This window comes from Leucobacter sp. HNU, assembly GCF_047946755.1.
Taxonomy (GTDB): Bacteria; Actinomycetota; Actinomycetes; order Actinomycetales; family Microbacteriaceae; genus Leucobacter.
The window spans coordinates 2,263,024-2,277,829 of the sequence record NZ_CP178837.1; the positions used below are offsets into that span (position 1 = coordinate 2,263,024).

General features: G+C 71.5%; 12 protein-coding genes. 3 read left to right on the forward strand and 9 right to left on the reverse strand.

The annotated features are described in order from the left end of the window. Positions 1–26 precede the first annotated feature (26 nt). The 5 genes from AB3K78_RS11145 to AB3K78_RS11165 are packed head-to-tail and all read right to left on the reverse strand — an operon-like array spanning position 27 to position 5,276. Positions 27–1,517: an aldehyde dehydrogenase family protein gene (locus AB3K78_RS11145; protein WP_416443228.1), complete on the reverse strand. Its 1,491-nt coding sequence runs from the start codon at positions 1,515–1,517 to the stop codon at positions 27–29. After that, positions 1,514–2,902 carry an MFS transporter gene (locus AB3K78_RS11150; protein WP_416443230.1) on the reverse strand — a complete coding sequence of 463 codons (1,389 nt, stop codon included), beginning with the start codon at positions 2,900–2,902 and terminating at the stop codon, positions 1,514–1,516. Before AB3K78_RS11150 ends, AB3K78_RS11145 begins: the two co-directional genes overlap by 4 nt. A 47-nt stretch (positions 2,903–2,949) precedes the next feature. After that, complete coding sequence (locus AB3K78_RS11155; protein ID WP_416443232.1) at positions 2,950–4,155, reverse strand: M20 family metallopeptidase; 1,206 nt, start codon at positions 4,153–4,155, stop codon at positions 2,950–2,952. A 15-nt stretch (positions 4,156–4,170) separates the two neighbouring features. Next, positions 4,171–4,851 (reverse strand): DUF1028 domain-containing protein, encoded by a 681-nt coding sequence (locus tag AB3K78_RS11160; protein WP_416443234.1) that lies wholly within the window; start codon positions 4,849–4,851, stop codon positions 4,171–4,173. Continuing rightward, on the reverse strand, positions 4,848–5,276 hold the full coding sequence (locus AB3K78_RS11165) for a RidA family protein (protein ID WP_416443236.1): 429 nt from the start codon (positions 5,274–5,276) through the stop codon (positions 4,848–4,850). Before AB3K78_RS11165 ends, AB3K78_RS11160 begins: the two co-directional genes overlap by 4 nt. 132 nt (positions 5,277–5,408) lie before the next feature. Here AB3K78_RS11165 and AB3K78_RS11170 point away from each other — a divergent pair, with 132 nt between their 5' ends. After that, positions 5,409–6,326, forward strand: a complete 918-nt coding sequence (locus tag AB3K78_RS11170; protein WP_416443238.1) for a LysR family transcriptional regulator — start codon at positions 5,409–5,411, stop codon at positions 6,324–6,326. A gap of 194 nt (positions 6,327–6,520) precedes the next feature. Beyond that, positions 6,521–7,831 carry a flavin-containing monooxygenase gene (locus AB3K78_RS11175; protein WP_416443240.1) on the forward strand — a complete coding sequence of 437 codons (1,311 nt, stop codon included), beginning with the start codon at positions 6,521–6,523 and terminating at the stop codon, positions 7,829–7,831. 657 nt (positions 7,832–8,488) lie between these two features. Here AB3K78_RS11175 and lysS read toward each other — a convergent pair. Beyond that, positions 8,489–10,021: a lysine--tRNA ligase gene (gene lysS, locus AB3K78_RS11180; RefSeq protein ID WP_416443242.1), complete on the reverse strand. Its 1,533-nt coding sequence runs from the start codon at positions 10,019–10,021 to the stop codon at positions 8,489–8,491. Between the two features lie 232 nt (positions 10,022–10,253). Here lysS and AB3K78_RS11185 point away from each other — a divergent pair, with 232 nt between their 5' ends. Continuing rightward, positions 10,254–11,450: a multidrug effflux MFS transporter gene (locus AB3K78_RS11185; protein ID WP_416443244.1), complete on the forward strand. Its 1,197-nt coding sequence runs from the start codon at positions 10,254–10,256 to the stop codon at positions 11,448–11,450. 64 nt (positions 11,451–11,514) lie between these two features. Here AB3K78_RS11185 and AB3K78_RS11190 read toward each other — a convergent pair whose 3' ends face one another. From AB3K78_RS11190 to AB3K78_RS11200, 3 genes are read right to left on the reverse strand one after another with little or no spacing between them, the layout of a single operon-like run. Beyond that, the gene (locus AB3K78_RS11190) at positions 11,515–12,216 is read right to left on the reverse strand and encodes a DUF2520 domain-containing protein (RefSeq protein ID WP_416443246.1); all 702 of its coding nucleotides are present in this window, start codon (positions 12,214–12,216) and stop codon (positions 11,515–11,517) included. Further along, positions 12,213–13,820: a PH domain-containing protein gene (locus AB3K78_RS11195; protein ID WP_416443248.1), complete on the reverse strand. Its 1,608-nt coding sequence runs from the start codon at positions 13,818–13,820 to the stop codon at positions 12,213–12,215. The genes AB3K78_RS11190 and AB3K78_RS11195 overlap by 4 nt, the downstream gene beginning before the upstream one ends. Continuing rightward, complete coding sequence (locus tag AB3K78_RS11200; protein ID WP_416443250.1) at positions 13,817–14,362, reverse strand: PH domain-containing protein; 546 nt, start codon at positions 14,360–14,362, stop codon at positions 13,817–13,819. The genes AB3K78_RS11195 and AB3K78_RS11200 overlap by 4 nt, the downstream gene beginning before the upstream one ends. Positions 14,363–14,806: the final 444 nt, after the last annotated feature.

Consider the following 14,806-nt stretch of genomic DNA (forward strand, 5'->3'; position numbering starts at 1 on the left):
GATGCAGGATCGCGGGCGGGGGCGCCTCAGCCCCACTGCATCCAGGTGGTCTTGAAATCCGTGTAGTTCTCGAGGGCGTGCACCGAGAGATCGCGCCCGAAGCCGGACTGCTTGAATCCGCCGAACGGCGTGGTGAAGCCGAGCGCGTCGACCGTGTTCACCGAGACCGTTCCGGCGACCAGGCGCGACGAGACGCGATGCGCCCGCGCGAGCGATCCGGTCCAGAGCGACGCCGCGAGACCGTAGGGGGTCCCGTTCGCGTGCGCGATCGCCTCCTCCTCGGTGTCGAACGGGGTCACCACGGCGACCGGGCCGAAGATCTCGCGCGTGTGCACTTCGTGATCGACCGGCACGTCGGTCACGATGGTGGGCTCGATGAACGCCCGTGATCCGTTGATCTCGGGCCGGGTGCCCCCGGCGACGATCCGGCCGTCGCGGCGTGCGTTCTCGATCGTCGCCCACACCGTGTCGGCGTGCGCCTCGGAGACGAGCGAGCCGATGCCGGACGCGGGATCGAGCGGGTCTCCCGGCGCGTAGGCCGCGGCGGCCTCCGCGTACAGCCGCAGGAACTCCTCGGAGACGGATCGTTCGACGAAGATCCTCGAGTTCGCCGAGCACACCTCTCCCTGGTTGTAGAAGCTGCCGAACGCGGCCTTCTCCGCCGCGAGCTTCAGGTCGTCGCAGTCGGCGAAGATCAGGTTCGAGCTCTTGCCGCCCGCCTCGAGCGCGAGCCGCTTCATGTTCGACTGACCGGCGTACTGCTGCAGCTGCTTGGCGACCTCGGTCGAGCCGGTGAACGCCAGCATGTCGACGTCCTCGTGCAGCGCGAGGGCCTTGCCGACCACCGAGCCGCGGCCCGGCACGACGTTGAGGATCCCGGCGGGGATCCCCGCCTCGACGGCGAGCTCAGCGAGCAGCAGCGCCGAGTGCGAGGCCTCCACCGGCGGCTTCACCACGACCGCGTTGCCTGCGGCGAGCGCGGGAGCGAGCTTCCAGGTGGCGATCTCGAGCGGATAGTTCCAGGCGACGATCACGGCGACGACGCCGAGCGCCTCGCGGGTGACGAGCGCGGTGGATCCGGGCGGGGTGACGGGGATCAGGTCCTCGGTCTTCTCGATCGCTTCGGCGTAGAAGCGGTAGAGGGCGGCGGACCCGGGCGCGTCGACGGTCGAGGATTCGCGCACGGGCTTGCCCATGTCGAGCGAGTCGTAGAGTGCGAAGTCGTCGGCGCGGGCCTCGATCAGGCGGGCGAGCTCGAGCAGTCGTTCGCGGCGGAAGCCGGCGCCTGCGCGCGACCAGGCGCCGGACTCGTACGCGGTGCGGGCCGCGGCCACCGCGGCGTCGACCTCCTCTGGCCCGCAGTCGTGGATCTGCGAGAGGACCTCGCCCGTCGCCGGGTTGGTCTTCTCGATGGTCCGGCCCGAGGCGGCGGCTCGGCGGACGCCGTCGATCACGGGACGACCGTCGAAGGTGAGCGCTGCGGCGGCGGCCTGCCATTCGGCGTGGGTGCGGGTCATGACTGATCTCCTTCGGAGGCGGTGCGGGAGGTGCGGATATCGGGGATCGTGACGGTCGAGGTCTCGAGGTCCTGCTCCTTGAGCAGCGGGATGCCGCGGGTCTCGGGAAGGCTGAGCACCGTGACGAGTCCGACGATGCCGACCCCGACGAGGAAGAACCCGGGGACGAGCTCGTTTCCGGTCGTCTTGATGAGCCAGGTCAGCAGGTAGGGCGCGGTCCCGGCGAACAGGGCCGCGGTGACCGCGTAGGCGATCGAGAGCCCGGTCTGCCGCGTGCGGGTCGGGAAGAGCTCGACGACGGTGACGGCGTGGGTGCCGAGCACGATGGAGAGGATCAGGGCGAGGCCGAGCGTCGAGGCGAAGGTGGCCCAGGGCGCCGGGTTGTTCATCAGCATGAACAGCGGGACGGAGAGCACCGTGAGCGCGATCGCGGCGGTGAGCAGCACCGGTTTGCGACCGACCCGGTCCGACAGGATCCCCGCGAGCGGGACGACGATGAGGCCGAGCGCGGAGGCGAGCGTCGACAGGAGCGCCGCGCGTCCGGCGTCGATGCCGACGGTGACCTCCTGGTAGGTGAGCAGGTACACGAGCACCACGTAGAACGTCACGTTCATGAAGATCTCCATGCCGCAGGTCTGGACGAACTCCTTGAGGTTGCGCTGGAACACCTCCTTGACGGGGGCGTGCGAGACGGTCTCGAGCTCCTGCAGCTGCTGGAACTCGGGGGTGTCCTCGATCCGGCGCCGGATGTAGAGGCCGATGAAGCCGAGCGGGACCGTGATGAGGAACGGGATGCGCCAGGCCCAGTCGGCGATCTGCTGGGCGTCGAAGGCGAGGTTCAGCAGGAATACCGCGAAGGAGGCCAGCAGGAAGCCGAGGAGGCTGCCGAATTCGAGCCAGCTGACGCCGAATCCGCGGCGCTTCGCCGGCGAGAACTCGCCGAGGAAGGCGGCGGCGCTGCCGAATTCGCCGCCCGCTGCGAGGCCCTGCACGATGCGCGTCGCGATGAGCAGGATCGGCGCGGCGATGCCGATGGAGGAGTATCCGGGCAGGATCCCGAGCACGAGCGTCGAGAGCGCCATCGCGAGGATCACGATCGAGAGGGTCTGCTTGCGGCCGAGGCGGTCGCCGAGCCTGCCGAAGATGATCGCCCCGAGCGGGCGCACGAGGAAGGAGACGGCGAAGACCGCGAATGCGGCGAGCAGGCCAGCGGTGGCGTTCTCTTCGGGGAAGAACACCGATGCGATGGTGCCGGCGAGGTAGGCGTAGACCGCCCAGTCGAACCAGTGCACCAGGACGCCGATGGCCCCGGCGGCCACGCTCTTGCGCAGGCTCTTCTGGTCGACGAGATCGCTGAGCTCTCGGACGGGTTCGGAGGTCGACATTGACGGTTCCTTTGCTGCGGGGTCGGATGGTCGCGAACGGGCGGTGCTCACGGGGTGCCGGGCTCGGGTGCCGGCCCGGGTGCCGGGCCGGGCGGGACGGTGCTACCGGGCTCCCCGCGGTCGAGCGCGACGTCGAGGGCGGTCCAGGCGAGCGCGGTGGCGCCGTCGCGCAGCGCCTGCTCGGCGAGCGGGCCGACGCAGGCCTCCGCGAACGCGGGCTGGTGGTTGCTGGCGGTGCCGCCGACGCCGATGTAGGGGTGGATCGCGTGCACGATCTGCGACACGTTGCCCATGTCGGTCGAGGCGCGGTTCATGGTCGCGGCGTCGGGGTCGACGTCGAAGTCGCGCCCCAGGCGGATCGCGTTCGCCCGGTAGCGCTCCTGCGCCTCGACGTCGGTGCGCATCTCGGCGTAGCGCTCGCTCTCGGGCGTGACGGTCAGCTCGGCACCGGTCGCGAGCGCTCCGGCCTCGAAGCAGCGCAGCACCCGGGCCTCGGTCTCGAGCAGCTGCTCCGTGGTCTCGGCGCGCACGTACCAGCGCCCCTCGGTGCGCTCGGGGATCGCGTTCGGAGCTTCGCCGCCCCGGGTCTGCACGCCGTGCACGCGCACCCCGGCAGGCAGTTGCTGCCGCAGCAGGGCGATGGCGGTCTGCGCGACGATGAACGCGTCGTTCGCGTTGACGCCGCGCTCGGGGTACGCGGCGGCGTGCGCAGCGCGTCCGTCGTAGCGGACGTGCCAGTGGGCGACGGCGAAGGGGCGGGCCTCGGCGACGTCGACGGGTGCGGGATGCGCCATGAGCGCGAGGTCGAGCTCCCGGAACGCCCCGCGGTCGAGCAGCACGATCTTGCCGCCGCCGCCCTCCTCTGCCGGGGTCCCGATCACCTCGACCGTGATCCCGGCCTCCTGGGCGACGGCGGCGAGCGCCAGCGCGCCGCCGACGGAGATCGCCGAGATGAGATTGTGGCCGCAGGCGTGCCCGAGCCCGGGAAGGGCGTCGTATTCGGCGAGGAACCCGACGGTGAACGGCCCGGACCCGAAGGTGGCGCGGAGCGCGGTGTCGAGGCCGAGGTAGGGCTGTTCGACGGCGAATCCGTGGGCGGCGAGCACGGCGGCGACGGCGGCAGAGGAACGGTGCTCCTGCCAGCCGGTCTCGGGATCGTCGTGCAGCCGGTTCGACAGCGCGATCAGCTCCGGATCGTGTTCGGCGCGCCGCGCGGCGATCCGCTGCTTCAGTGCGTCGGCATCCAGGGTCATGAGTTCCGCTCCCCGCTATTCGTCGCCGGGGACGCCGTACGACGGCGCCGCCGCCGGATCCAGTCCCCGGCTCACGTAGTCGTCCCGCTGGGGCAGCCATTCGTCGAGCGCACGGCCGAGCTGCCCGATCGGATCCGACTCGGCCCAGTCGACGCGGAGGTCGGTCACCCGCCATCCGGCGTTCCCGACGACGGCGATCCCGGCCGAGTGCACCGGCCCGGCTTCGCCGCCCGCGGCGACCGCTGCCCGCAGCGCGGCGAGCAGCCGCTCCTCGATCCGGCCGGGCGCGGTCAGGGCCGTGTCGACGAGCGCGTCGAGCACGTCGAGGCTCGCGAGCATGTTGCCTCCGGCGACCGCGTTCTCGCGGCTCGCGGCTCCGAAGATGCCGAGTGCTCGGGTGCCCGAGAACACGGCCGGTGCGCCGGAGGCGTCCAGCACGAGGAGCTGGCGGAAGTCGATCGTCGTCGGGTCCGCCGCCGTGACGACGGCGTCGATCGCCTGCTGCGCGGAATCGCCGCCGCGGAGGCGCTCGATGAGCGCGGGACCGAGTCGTGGATCGGTGACGTTCTGCGAGTGCGCGCCGCCCACGCCGTCGGCGAGGTTCACGCATCGGGCCGCGACCGCGGGCGAGGACGACGAGATCGCGGAGCCGAACTCTCCGGTTTCGGGGTCGCGCAGGATCAGCGAGAAGGTCATGCCCGGCTCGTCTCACTGATCACCGCGGTGGCGTCGATCTCGACGAGCCACTCGGGGCGGGCGAGCGCCTGCACGACGATGCCGGTCGAGACCGGGTAGACGCCCTTCAGGTACTTCCCCATGGTGCGGTAGACGTCCTCGCGGTAGCGGGGATCGATGATGTAGACGGTGACCTTGACGATGTCGGCGAGGCTGCTGCCGGCTTCGTCGAGCAGCATCGCGATGTTCTGCATGGCGCGCTCGGTCTGGGCGACGACGTCGCCGATCCCGACCGATTCGCGGGTCTCGAGGTCCTGGCCGATCTGGCCGCGCAGGTAGACGACGCCGTTCGCGACGACGGCCTGGCAGAGATCGTTGTCGAGGTTCTGCTCCGGGTAGGTCTCCCTGGTGTTGAACTTCCGCAGTCGCAGGTGCGTCTCCGTCACGATGCCTCCTCGTCGAGCCTTGCGCACGTCATTCACGTCGCAGCACTATTGTTGGGAGGCCACACTCCATCTGTAAAATAGCCAAAACATAGAGGCTCGATCGCTCCAGCAGATCGAGCCGAGGGAGCTCCGATGACGCAGCGCTTCTCCATCACGCTCACGCAGCTGAGCTACTTCGTCGAATGCGCGAAGACGCTCAACATGACGGCGGCCAGCCAGGAGCTGCACGTCGCGCAATCGGCGGTATCCACCGCGATCTCGCACCTCGAACGCTCGCTCGGCACGGCGCTGTTCATCCGCCAGCACTCCAAGGGCCTGATCCTGACCCCGGCGGGCGAGACCCTGCTGCGCGACTCGCACCAGCTCTTCGGGCTGCTCACCGACACGATCGACTCGATCCGGGCCGAGCAGCACGAGGTGCGCGGCAGCATCACCGTCGCGTGCTTCAACACCTTCGCCCCGTTCCTGCTCCCCCACCTGCTCGGGCGACTGCAGGACCGCCACCCCGACCTCGACGTGCAGGTGATCGAGGGCGATGACGATGAGGTGCTGGGCGCGCTCCGCGGCGGGCGTGCGGAGCTCGCGATCGCCTACCAGTTCTCGGATTCGGAAGGTCTCGACCGCACGGTCATCGGCGAGTTCCAGCCGCACGTGCTCGTGGGCGAGCAGCACCGTCTCGCGGACCGCGGGAGCGTCGCCCTCGCCGAGCTCGCCGACGACCCGTTCGTCCTGCTCGACCTGCCGAGCAGCCGCGACTACTTCCTCGGCCTCCTCCGCCAGGCCGGGATCACCCCGGTGCTGAAGTACCGGACCGCGAGCTACGAGACCGTACGCTCGATGGTCGCGACGGGGCTCGGCTACTCGATCCTCAACCAACGGCCGCGCACGAGCGAGACCTACTCGGGAAAGCGCTTGGTCGTGCTGGAGATCAGCGACCCGCTGCCCGGGCTGAGCGTCGCGGTGGCCTCGCTCGCGCAGATGCAACGCTCGACGCGCGCCCGAGCCGTCGAGGCGACGGCGCGCGAGATCCTGGCCGAGACCGCGCGCTGACCGCTCGTCGTCCGAATTCCTCGATGCGCTGCGGTGATCGCGATCCGCTTCTGCATCGCTTGGAGCGATCCAAGGGACCGCGAATGACTATTGGCGCTCTCCGCACCCGCTGGGGTTTGCTGGGGAATCCGAGGCCGGCGCATCGTCGCGTCCGGCCGGATCCCGAATCGCCCCCAGCAGAGTGGAGAACGAAGATGTCGAGCCAGGAGGTCGAGGTCACCGAAGTCCTCGTCATCGGAGCCGGTCAGGCGGGGATCGCCGCGAGCGAGCACCTGAGCGCCGCCGGAATCCCCCACATCGTGCTCGAGCGCAACCGCATCGCCGAGCGCTGGCGCAGCGAGCGCTGGGACTCGCTCGTCGCCAACGGCCCCGCCTGGCACGACCGGTTCCCCGGCCTCGAGTTCGACGACGTCGACCCCGACGCCTTCGCCCCGAAGGAGCGCGTCGCCCGCTACTTCGAGCAGTACGCCGAGAAATTCGACCTGCCGATCCGCACGGGCGTCGAGGTGCTCGGCGTGCGTCGCGACCCCGCGCACGGCGGCTTCGTGGCCGAGACCAGCGCCGGGCCCGTCCGGGCGAGATACGTGATCGCGGCGACCGGCGCCTTCCAGGCGCCCGCCGTGCCCGCCATCGTGCCCGCGTCGGCCGGCGTCGAGCAGATCCACTCGAGCGCCTACCGCAACCCCGAGCAGCTGCCCGAAGGTGCCGTGCTCGTCGTCGGCGCCGGATCCTCCGGCGTGCAGATCGCCGACGAACTGCGGGCGTCCGGCCGCGAGGTGTTCCTCGCCGTCGGCGCGCACGATCGCCCGCCGCAGCGCTACCGCGACCGGAGCTTCGTCTGGTGGCTCGGCACGCTCGGCCTCTGGGAGAAGTCCACGCCACCGGCCGGAGCCGAGCACACGACCATCGCGGTCAGCGGTGCGCACGGCGGCCGCACCATCGACTTCCGCGATCTCGCCGCCGACGGCATCACCCTGGTCGGCCGAGCGGAAGCCTACGCCGACGGCGTCCTCACGTTCGGCCCCGACCTCGAGCGCGACGTGCGAGCGGGCGACGCGAACTACCTCTCGGTGCTCGACCAGGCCGACGCCTACGTCGCGCGCACCGGCATCGACCTGCCCGAGGAGCCCGCGGCCCGCGAACTCGGCCCGCTGCCCGAATCGGTCGTGCACCCGATCCGCGCACTGGATCTCGCCGAGGCCGGCATCGCGTCGATCGTGTGGGCCACCGGCTTCCGCGTCGACTACCGCTGGCTGCCCGAGGGCGCGACCGATGCGCAGGGCCGCCCTCTGCACGAGCGCGGCGTCTCGGCCGAGCCCGGCATCTACTTCCTCGGTCTCCCCTGGCAGTCGCGCCGCGGCTCCAGCTTCATCTGGGGCGTCTGGCACGACGCGAAGTACATCGCCGAGCAGATCGAGATCCAGCGCGGCTACCTGCGGTACACGGGCAACGGCCGGCCTGCGACGGTTCCGGTCGACGCGCGACCGGAGCTCGCGACCGCCTAGCGCGGGCGTGCGTAGCGCGGGCGTGTGGGCTTCGGGGGATAGCGCGGGCGCGTGCCTGCGTAGCGCGCGCGTAGCGTGCGTAGCGCGCGTGCGTACGTAGCGCGGGCCCTCCCAGCCCCGCCCTCGCCGCGCATACCGCGCTGGCACGCATCGAACGGACCCAAATTGTCCTTTCCCGCGGGAATATGGACAATTTGGGTCCGTTCGCGTGAGCGCGTGGGCCGGCACGGACGCCGTGAGCGCGCGAGCGGGCGGGCGCGAACACGAGCGGGCGTGCGTGAGCGGGCGCAAATGCGCGAGCGGGCGGGCGCGAATGCGCGGGGTCGCGATCCTGGCCGGGTGGGCGTGTGGCTGCAAGGGTGCTCGGGCGCGGGTGCGCCCGAGCGGGTGCGCCCGAGACAGCCGCACCAGGACGAGCGCGCCCAACCCCAACCCGTTCGGCGCACATCGAACGGACCCAAATTATCCTTTCCCGTGGAAATATGGACAATTTGGGTCCGTTCGCGCGCAGGAGCAGGCGCGCTGAAGCAGGAGCAGGCGCGCCGAAGCAGGAGCAAGCGCAGGCGCAGGCGCGCCGAAGCGCGCGCAAGCGCACGGGCACGAGCGCGCGCACCCACGAGCGGAGGCGCGCCCGCCCGGCCGCGGGCTCGCGGCTCGTTACTTGACGAGCGGGAACAGGATCGTCTCGCGGATCCCGAGACCGGTGAGCGCCATGAGCAGGCGGTCCATGCCCATGCCCATGCCGCCCGACGGCGGCATCGCGTGCTCGAGAGCCCGCAGGAACTCCTCGTCGACGCCCATCGCCTCGTCGTCGCCGCGCGCCGCCTCGGCCGCCTGCTGCACGAAGCGCTCGCGCTGCACGACGGGATCGACGAGCTCGGAGTAGCCGGTCGCCAGCTCGAAGCCGCGGATGTAGAGGTCCCACTTCTCGACGACGCCCGGGATCGAACGGTGGTGACGCGTGAGCGGGCTCGTCTCGACCGGGAAGTCCATGACGAAGGTCGGCTTCGTCAGCGAGTCGATGACGAAGTGCTCCCAGAGCTCTTCGATGAGCTTGCCGTGGTTCGGCAGCTTCACCTCGACGCCCTCCTTCTCGGCGAGTGCCAGCAGTTCCTCCACAGAAGTCTCGGGCGTGATCTCGCGTCCGGCCGCCTCGGACAGGGAGCCGTACATCGAGATGCGGTCCCAGTCGCCGCCGAGGTCGAAGAGGGTGCCGTCGGCCCACTCCACGACATGGGTGCCCTCGCGCTCGGTGCCGACGTTCGCGGCGAGCGCCGCGTTCTGCACGAGCGCCTGGGTGAGGTCGGCGATCCCGTTGTAGTCGGTGTAGGCCTGGTAGGCCTCGAGCATCGCGAACTCGGGGCTGTGGGTCGAGTCGGCGCCCTCGTTGCGGAAGTTGCGGTTGATCTCGAAGACGCGCTCGAGACCGCCGACCGCGGCGCGCTTGAGGAAGAGCTCGGGCGCGATGCGCAGGTACAGCTCGGTGTCGAACGCGTTGGAGTGCGTCACGAACGGGCGGGCCGAAGCGCCGCCATGCATGGTCTGCAGCATGGGCGTCTCGACCTCGATGAAGTCGCGCTCGGCGAAGGTGCTGCGCAGGCTCGCCATGGTGCGGGCCCGGGTGACGACGTTGCGTCGCGCCTGCTCGCGCTGGATGAGGTCGAGGTAGCGCTGGCGTACCCGCGTCTCCTCGTTCAGCTCGGCGTACATGTTGGGCAGCGGGGCGATGGCCTTGGCGGCGATGCGCCACTCCTTGACCATGATCGAGAGCTCGCCGCGGCGGCTCGAGATGACCTGGCCGCTGACGAACAGGTGATCGCCGAGATCGACGAGCTCCTTGTAGCTCGCGAGCGATTCCTCGCCGACCTCGGCGAGGCTCACCATCACCTGGATCCGCTCGCCGTTCCCCGCCTGCAGCGAGCCGAAGCACAGCTTGCCGGTGTTGCGCTGGAACACGACGCGGCCGGCGATGCCGACGATCTCGCCGGTCTCGTCGCCGGCGACGAGCTCGCCGTACTTCGCGCGCACGGCGGGGATCGTGGTGGTCACGGGGACCGAGACGGGATATGCACCGCCGGCCAGATCGGCGCCCGCGTTGAGCTTGTCGCGCTTCTCGAGGCGCACGCGCTTCTGCTCGAAGACTTCGGCTTCGGTCTCGACGTGCGTTTCGGGCGCGGTCTGCTCGCTCATTTGGGCGGGATCCTCCATGGTGTGCTCTGATGCGGCGCGCGGGACCCGGCCCGAGCGCACCGGATCAGTCTACGCGAGGGCGGTCGCTCCGGACCGTGCACGCCGGGCCGCGCGATCGTGCACGCCGACGAGCGACGCGGGCCCCGACTCGCGGCCCCCGACCCGAGCCCCGCAACCCCCGGATCGTATACGATCAGGATGCGGGCACGACGTAGGCCCCGGGAGGAGCACCGTGAGCACTGCGCAACCCCGCCTGACTCCGGGCCTCCTCGCCGCACTCGGTCTGCTCGCCGCCGTGAGCGCTGTCGCGACCGACCTCTACATCCCGTCGATCCCGAGCATCGCGAGCGAGCTGCACGCCTCGGCCTCCTCGGTGCAGCTGACGCTCTCGCTGTTCTTCTTCGGCGTCGGGCTCGGGCAGCTGCTGCTCGGCCCGCTCTCCGACTCCCTCGGCCGCCGCCCCGTGCTGCTCGCCGGCTTCGCGGTGTTCGCGGTCGCCGGCATTGCGACCGTGTTCGTGCAGGACGTTGGCACCCTGATCGCGCTGCGCCTGCTGCAGGGCCTCTCGGGAGCGGTCGGCATCGTGCTCTCGCGCGCCATCGCCGCCGATCTCAGCACCGGCGACACCGCCGTGCGCGCGCTCAGCCTCATCGCGATGGTGGTCGGGCTCGGCCCCATGATCGCGCCCGTGCTCGGCGGGTTCGCGCACCGGCTCTGGGACTGGCGCGGAGTGCTCGCGGTGCTCGCCGTCATCTCGACCCTCATGCTCCTGCTCGCCTGGCGACGCGTGCCCGAATCGCTCCCCGTCGAGCAGCGGCGCCCGCACGGGATCGGCGCCGCCCTGCGACCGTTCGCCGAGCTGATCCGGGATCGGGGCTTCGTCGCGCTCACACTCGCGTTCGCGCTGTCGTTCACCGCGATGATCTCCTACATCTCGGCATCGCCGTTCATCGGCCAGCGGATCCTGCGCATGACGCCCATCGAGTACGCGCTGTCCTTCGCCGCCGGCGCGTCCGCCCTGCTCATCGCCAACCTCGTCAACGCTCGCCTCGCCCCGAGGGTGGGCCCGGGCCGGATGCTGGCAGCGGGCTCCGGCCTGCTCGTGCTCGGCGGGCTCGGGATGCTGACGCTCGTGCTCATGGACGCACTCACGATCCCCGGTTTCGTCGTCTGCGCGTTCGCGCTCACCGGAGGAACGGGCCTCACCATGTCGAACGCGAGCGCCCTGGCGCTCGCCCGGGCCGGGAGGGCGCGCGGTTCGGGATCCGCGCTCATCGGCACCGCCCAGTTCGCCCTCGGCGGCGCAGCCGCGCCGTTGGTCGGGCTCTGGGGCGAGACGACCGCCCTGCCCATGGCGATCACCGTCGCCGCAGCCGCCGCGCTGTCCACCGTCTGCGCGGTCCGCGCGACGATCCGCCGGCGAGGCTGAGCCTCCGCCGGAGCCGCACGGGCGCCGGCTGCCCCGGCTCCTGGTGCCCGGGCCTCAGTCTCGGCTACTCGACGTGGGGAACGGCCCGCGCGAGCGCCTCCTCGACCGAAGCACGAACGAGACCGCCGATCACCCGATGGGGCTGCTCCAGCCCGATCCCGTCCAGCGCCTCGAGCGCCTGCCGGACCACCGCGCCCGAGAACTCGCGCGCCGCAGCGAGCGCCTCGGCGTACGCGGGCCGATCCTGCTCGGCCACCACGACCGGCTCGGCGCCCATCTCGACCGCGAGCGCCTGGCCGATCGGCAGGACGGGGGCGGGTGCCGTGACCGCGATCGTCGACTCGGCGAGCCGCGTCAGGTCGAGGCTCGTGCCGGTGAAGACGAGTGCCGGGTGCAGAGCGAGCGGGATCACGCCGGTCGCGAGCGCGGGCGCGAACACGCCGTAGCCGTGCTCGGCTGCCGTGTGCACGGCCAGCTGGCCCGGCTGCCAGGCCCCGGTCTCGGTGAGTCCGCGCACGAGTCCCGGGAGCTCCTCGCCGGGGATCGCGAACAGCACGAGCTCCGAACGACGCACGACCTCCGGCACCTCGAGCACGGGGACTCCCGGCAGCATGGCCTCCGCCCGCTCGCGGCTCTCCTCGCTGACGGCCGAGATCCCGGTGATCGCGTGACCGGCTCCGGCGAGCGCGCTGCCGAGCACGGGGCCGACCCGGCCGGCACCGACGATCCCGATCCCGAGCCGCCCGTCGCGTCGGGCCTCGCTCATCGCGCGGCCCCGGCCACGTCGTCGCGCTGCGCCGCCACGGCCTGCGCCGCGAGCTGTTCGAACAGCCTGCGCGCGTGATCGAGTTCGAGGCCCGCGACCTCGGTGGGAACGGGGCCGAAGACCGTGTGCACCCGGACCCGGGCGAGACCCAGCAGACGGTGGAAGCAGGTGCGGTGCAGCAGCACCGACTGGGCTCGGGCGAGCGGCACGAGCGCGTAGCCACGCGTGAGCACGCCACGGCGGATCAGTGCGAGCGTGTGCGGGGAGCCCGGACCCGGCTGGGTCACTGCGATCCCCGTGCGGCGACGCGCGCCCCAGAGCACGAGCGCGCTGCGCGGCCCGGCGCCCAGGTAGCCGCCACCCGCCCCCGCGATCCCGTCGCTCAGCACGGCGTACGAGAGCGGCCCCTCGGTGCCGCCCCCGCTCGCCGCGAAGAAATCGCGGTCGCCCAGGATCGTCTGCGTCACGCGCACCGCATCGTCGAGCGTGCCGACGGGCAGCACGATCCCGGCGACCTTCTGGCCGTCGGAACCGTTGCTCGCGTTCCCCGCGAGGGTGATCCGCACCTGCCACCAGCCGAACGGCCGCCAGAGCAGCGGCTGCCGGACGTCGACGGCGTGCACGCGGGCGAACGGGATCGTCTCGGTGCGGGTGGCGGTGAGGCCCGCACCGATCCGGATCGCGTCGTCGGAGCGCGAGAGCGTGAATCCGAAGCCGCGGTTGAAGTGGCTCACGATCACCGCGACCGAGGCGATGGCGATCGGGATCAGGCCGGCGAGAGCTGCGGGGTGGCCGGCGATCACGAAACCGCCGACCACGCCCACCAGCACGATCGCGACGAGGAACCCCCAACCGAGCAGGATGCTGCCGACGAGGCGCCCGAGCGGGACGGAGACGAGGGTGCCGGCCATCCGGGCGCCCTGGTCGACGTCGTCGTCGGCGAAATCGGTGACGCGCGCCTCGAGGTCGAGCGCATCCACGAGGCGGGATCCGGAGCGCCCGGCGTCGGCCGCTGACCCGGCCGATTCGGCACCCGCTGCCGCGCCCTCGGCCTGCGCCCGCACGAGGCGGAGGATCTGCTCGCGCACCGCCTGCGCATCGCGGTGCCCGAGGTAGGCGAGGGTCAGCTTGCCGCCCTGGCCGGCCGTCTGCACCTCGACCTGGGTGAGGCCGAGCACGCGGGCGAGCAGCTGGCGCTGCAGATCCACCGCCTGGATCCGGTCGAGCGGTGCCCGGCGGTGCTGCTTGAACAGGACGCCGCGGCGCAGCTCCACCGCATCGTCGGCGATGCGGAACTGCGCGAAGCGGTACGACAGCCAGGAGAACAGGATCACCAGCGCGATGATCGCCGCCACGACCAGCAGCGCCACGACCACGAGACCGTGCTCGAGGATGTAGCCGATGCCGCCGTTCTCCGGGCTCTGATCCCAGCTCGAGTTCCCGATGACGAGGCTGATCAGCTGATCGCGCAGGTTGGCGACGATGATGCCGAACAGCACGAGCACGAACAGCCCGCCGCGCAGCAGCGGCGAGAGCGGGTGCAGCCGCCGCCATTCGCCGTCGCTCGGGATCGCCGGTCGAGCCGGGATCGCGGGGTCGCTCACAGCCCCGACCGCCGGGACTCGGCGAGGCGGATCAGCTCGTCGCGCAGCGCCTCCGCGTCGGCGTCGACGAGGCCGGGCAGGGCGATGCCGGTCGCCGCGGCCGCGGTGACGAACTTCAGGTTCGCGAGACCGAGCGCGCGCAGCAGCGGACCGCGGGTGACGTCGACGAGTTGCAGGCGCCCGTACGGGACGGCGACGACGCGCTCGAACATGATGCCGCGCCGGAACACGAGATCGTCCTCCCGCAGCGCATAGCCCATGGCGCGCACGCGGCGGAAGGCGAGGATCGCGTTCACGAGGAACGCGGCGGCGATCACGGCCAGCGCGATGACGACGAGCACCGGCACGTCTTGGCGGATGAACGTCGGGATCACGTATGCGGCGGCGCCCGCGATGACGACGGGGATCAGGTTGCCGACCAGGTCGACCCAGGCGTACTTCGGCGAGACCCGCAGCCACGCGGTCGCGGACGTCTCGCTCGCGGCGCCGTGGCGGGCGACGGGCTGAGTGGAGTGGGGTTCTGGATGCGCCGGTTGTGTCACGCTCCCACTCTACGGCGAACCCGGTCCGGTGCGGCGGAGCCGGAGCGGGGGCCCGTGCCCCGGAACGGGGGCCGGTGCCCCGGAACGGGGGCCCGTGCCCCGGGACGGGGGCCGGTGCCCCGGAACGGGGGGGCCGGTGCCCCGGAACGCTTCGGTGCGATTCGGTGCGATGCGGCCGTCTTCGGCGCGGCCCGGTCCTTCCCGTTTCGGTCCGGTTCGGTTCGGTTCGACCTTCTTCGCCCGTCCCACCCCCTTCAGAGAGCGGGCCGAGTGCCGAGGACCGGCCGAACTTGCGCGGGTTCTCCGGGCTCTCGACAGTTGCCCCGGTCCTCGACAGCTGCCCCGGTCCTCGACAGGTACCCCGGCCCTCGACAGACATCCCGGTCCTCGACAGACGCCCCAGCCCTCGACAGACATCCCGGCCCTCGACAGACGCCCCGGCCC

Coding starts and splice junctions, on each gene's coding strand:
- AB3K78_RS11145 (WP_416443228.1), bottom strand. CDS start 1,517: ATGACCCGCACCCACGCCGAATGGCAGGCCGCCGCCGCAGCGCTCACC.
- AB3K78_RS11190 (WP_416443246.1), bottom strand. CDS start 12,216: ATGAGCGAGGCCCGACGCGACGGGCGGCTCGGGATCGGGATCGTCGGT.
- lysS (WP_416443242.1), bottom strand. CDS start 10,021: ATGAGCGAGCAGACCGCGCCCGAAACGCACGTCGAGACCGAAGCCGAA.
- AB3K78_RS11150 (WP_416443230.1), bottom strand. CDS start 2,902: ATGTCGACCTCCGAACCCGTCCGAGAGCTCAGCGATCTCGTCGACCAG.
- AB3K78_RS11175 (WP_416443240.1), top strand. CDS start 6,521: ATGTCGAGCCAGGAGGTCGAGGTCACCGAAGTCCTCGTCATCGGAGCC.
- AB3K78_RS11155 (WP_416443232.1), bottom strand. CDS start 4,155: ATGACCCTGGATGCCGACGCACTGAAGCAGCGGATCGCCGCGCGGCGC.
- AB3K78_RS11170 (WP_416443238.1), top strand. CDS start 5,409: ATGACGCAGCGCTTCTCCATCACGCTCACGCAGCTGAGCTACTTCGTC.
- AB3K78_RS11160 (WP_416443234.1), bottom strand. CDS start 4,851: ATGACCTTCTCGCTGATCCTGCGCGACCCCGAAACCGGAGAGTTCGGC.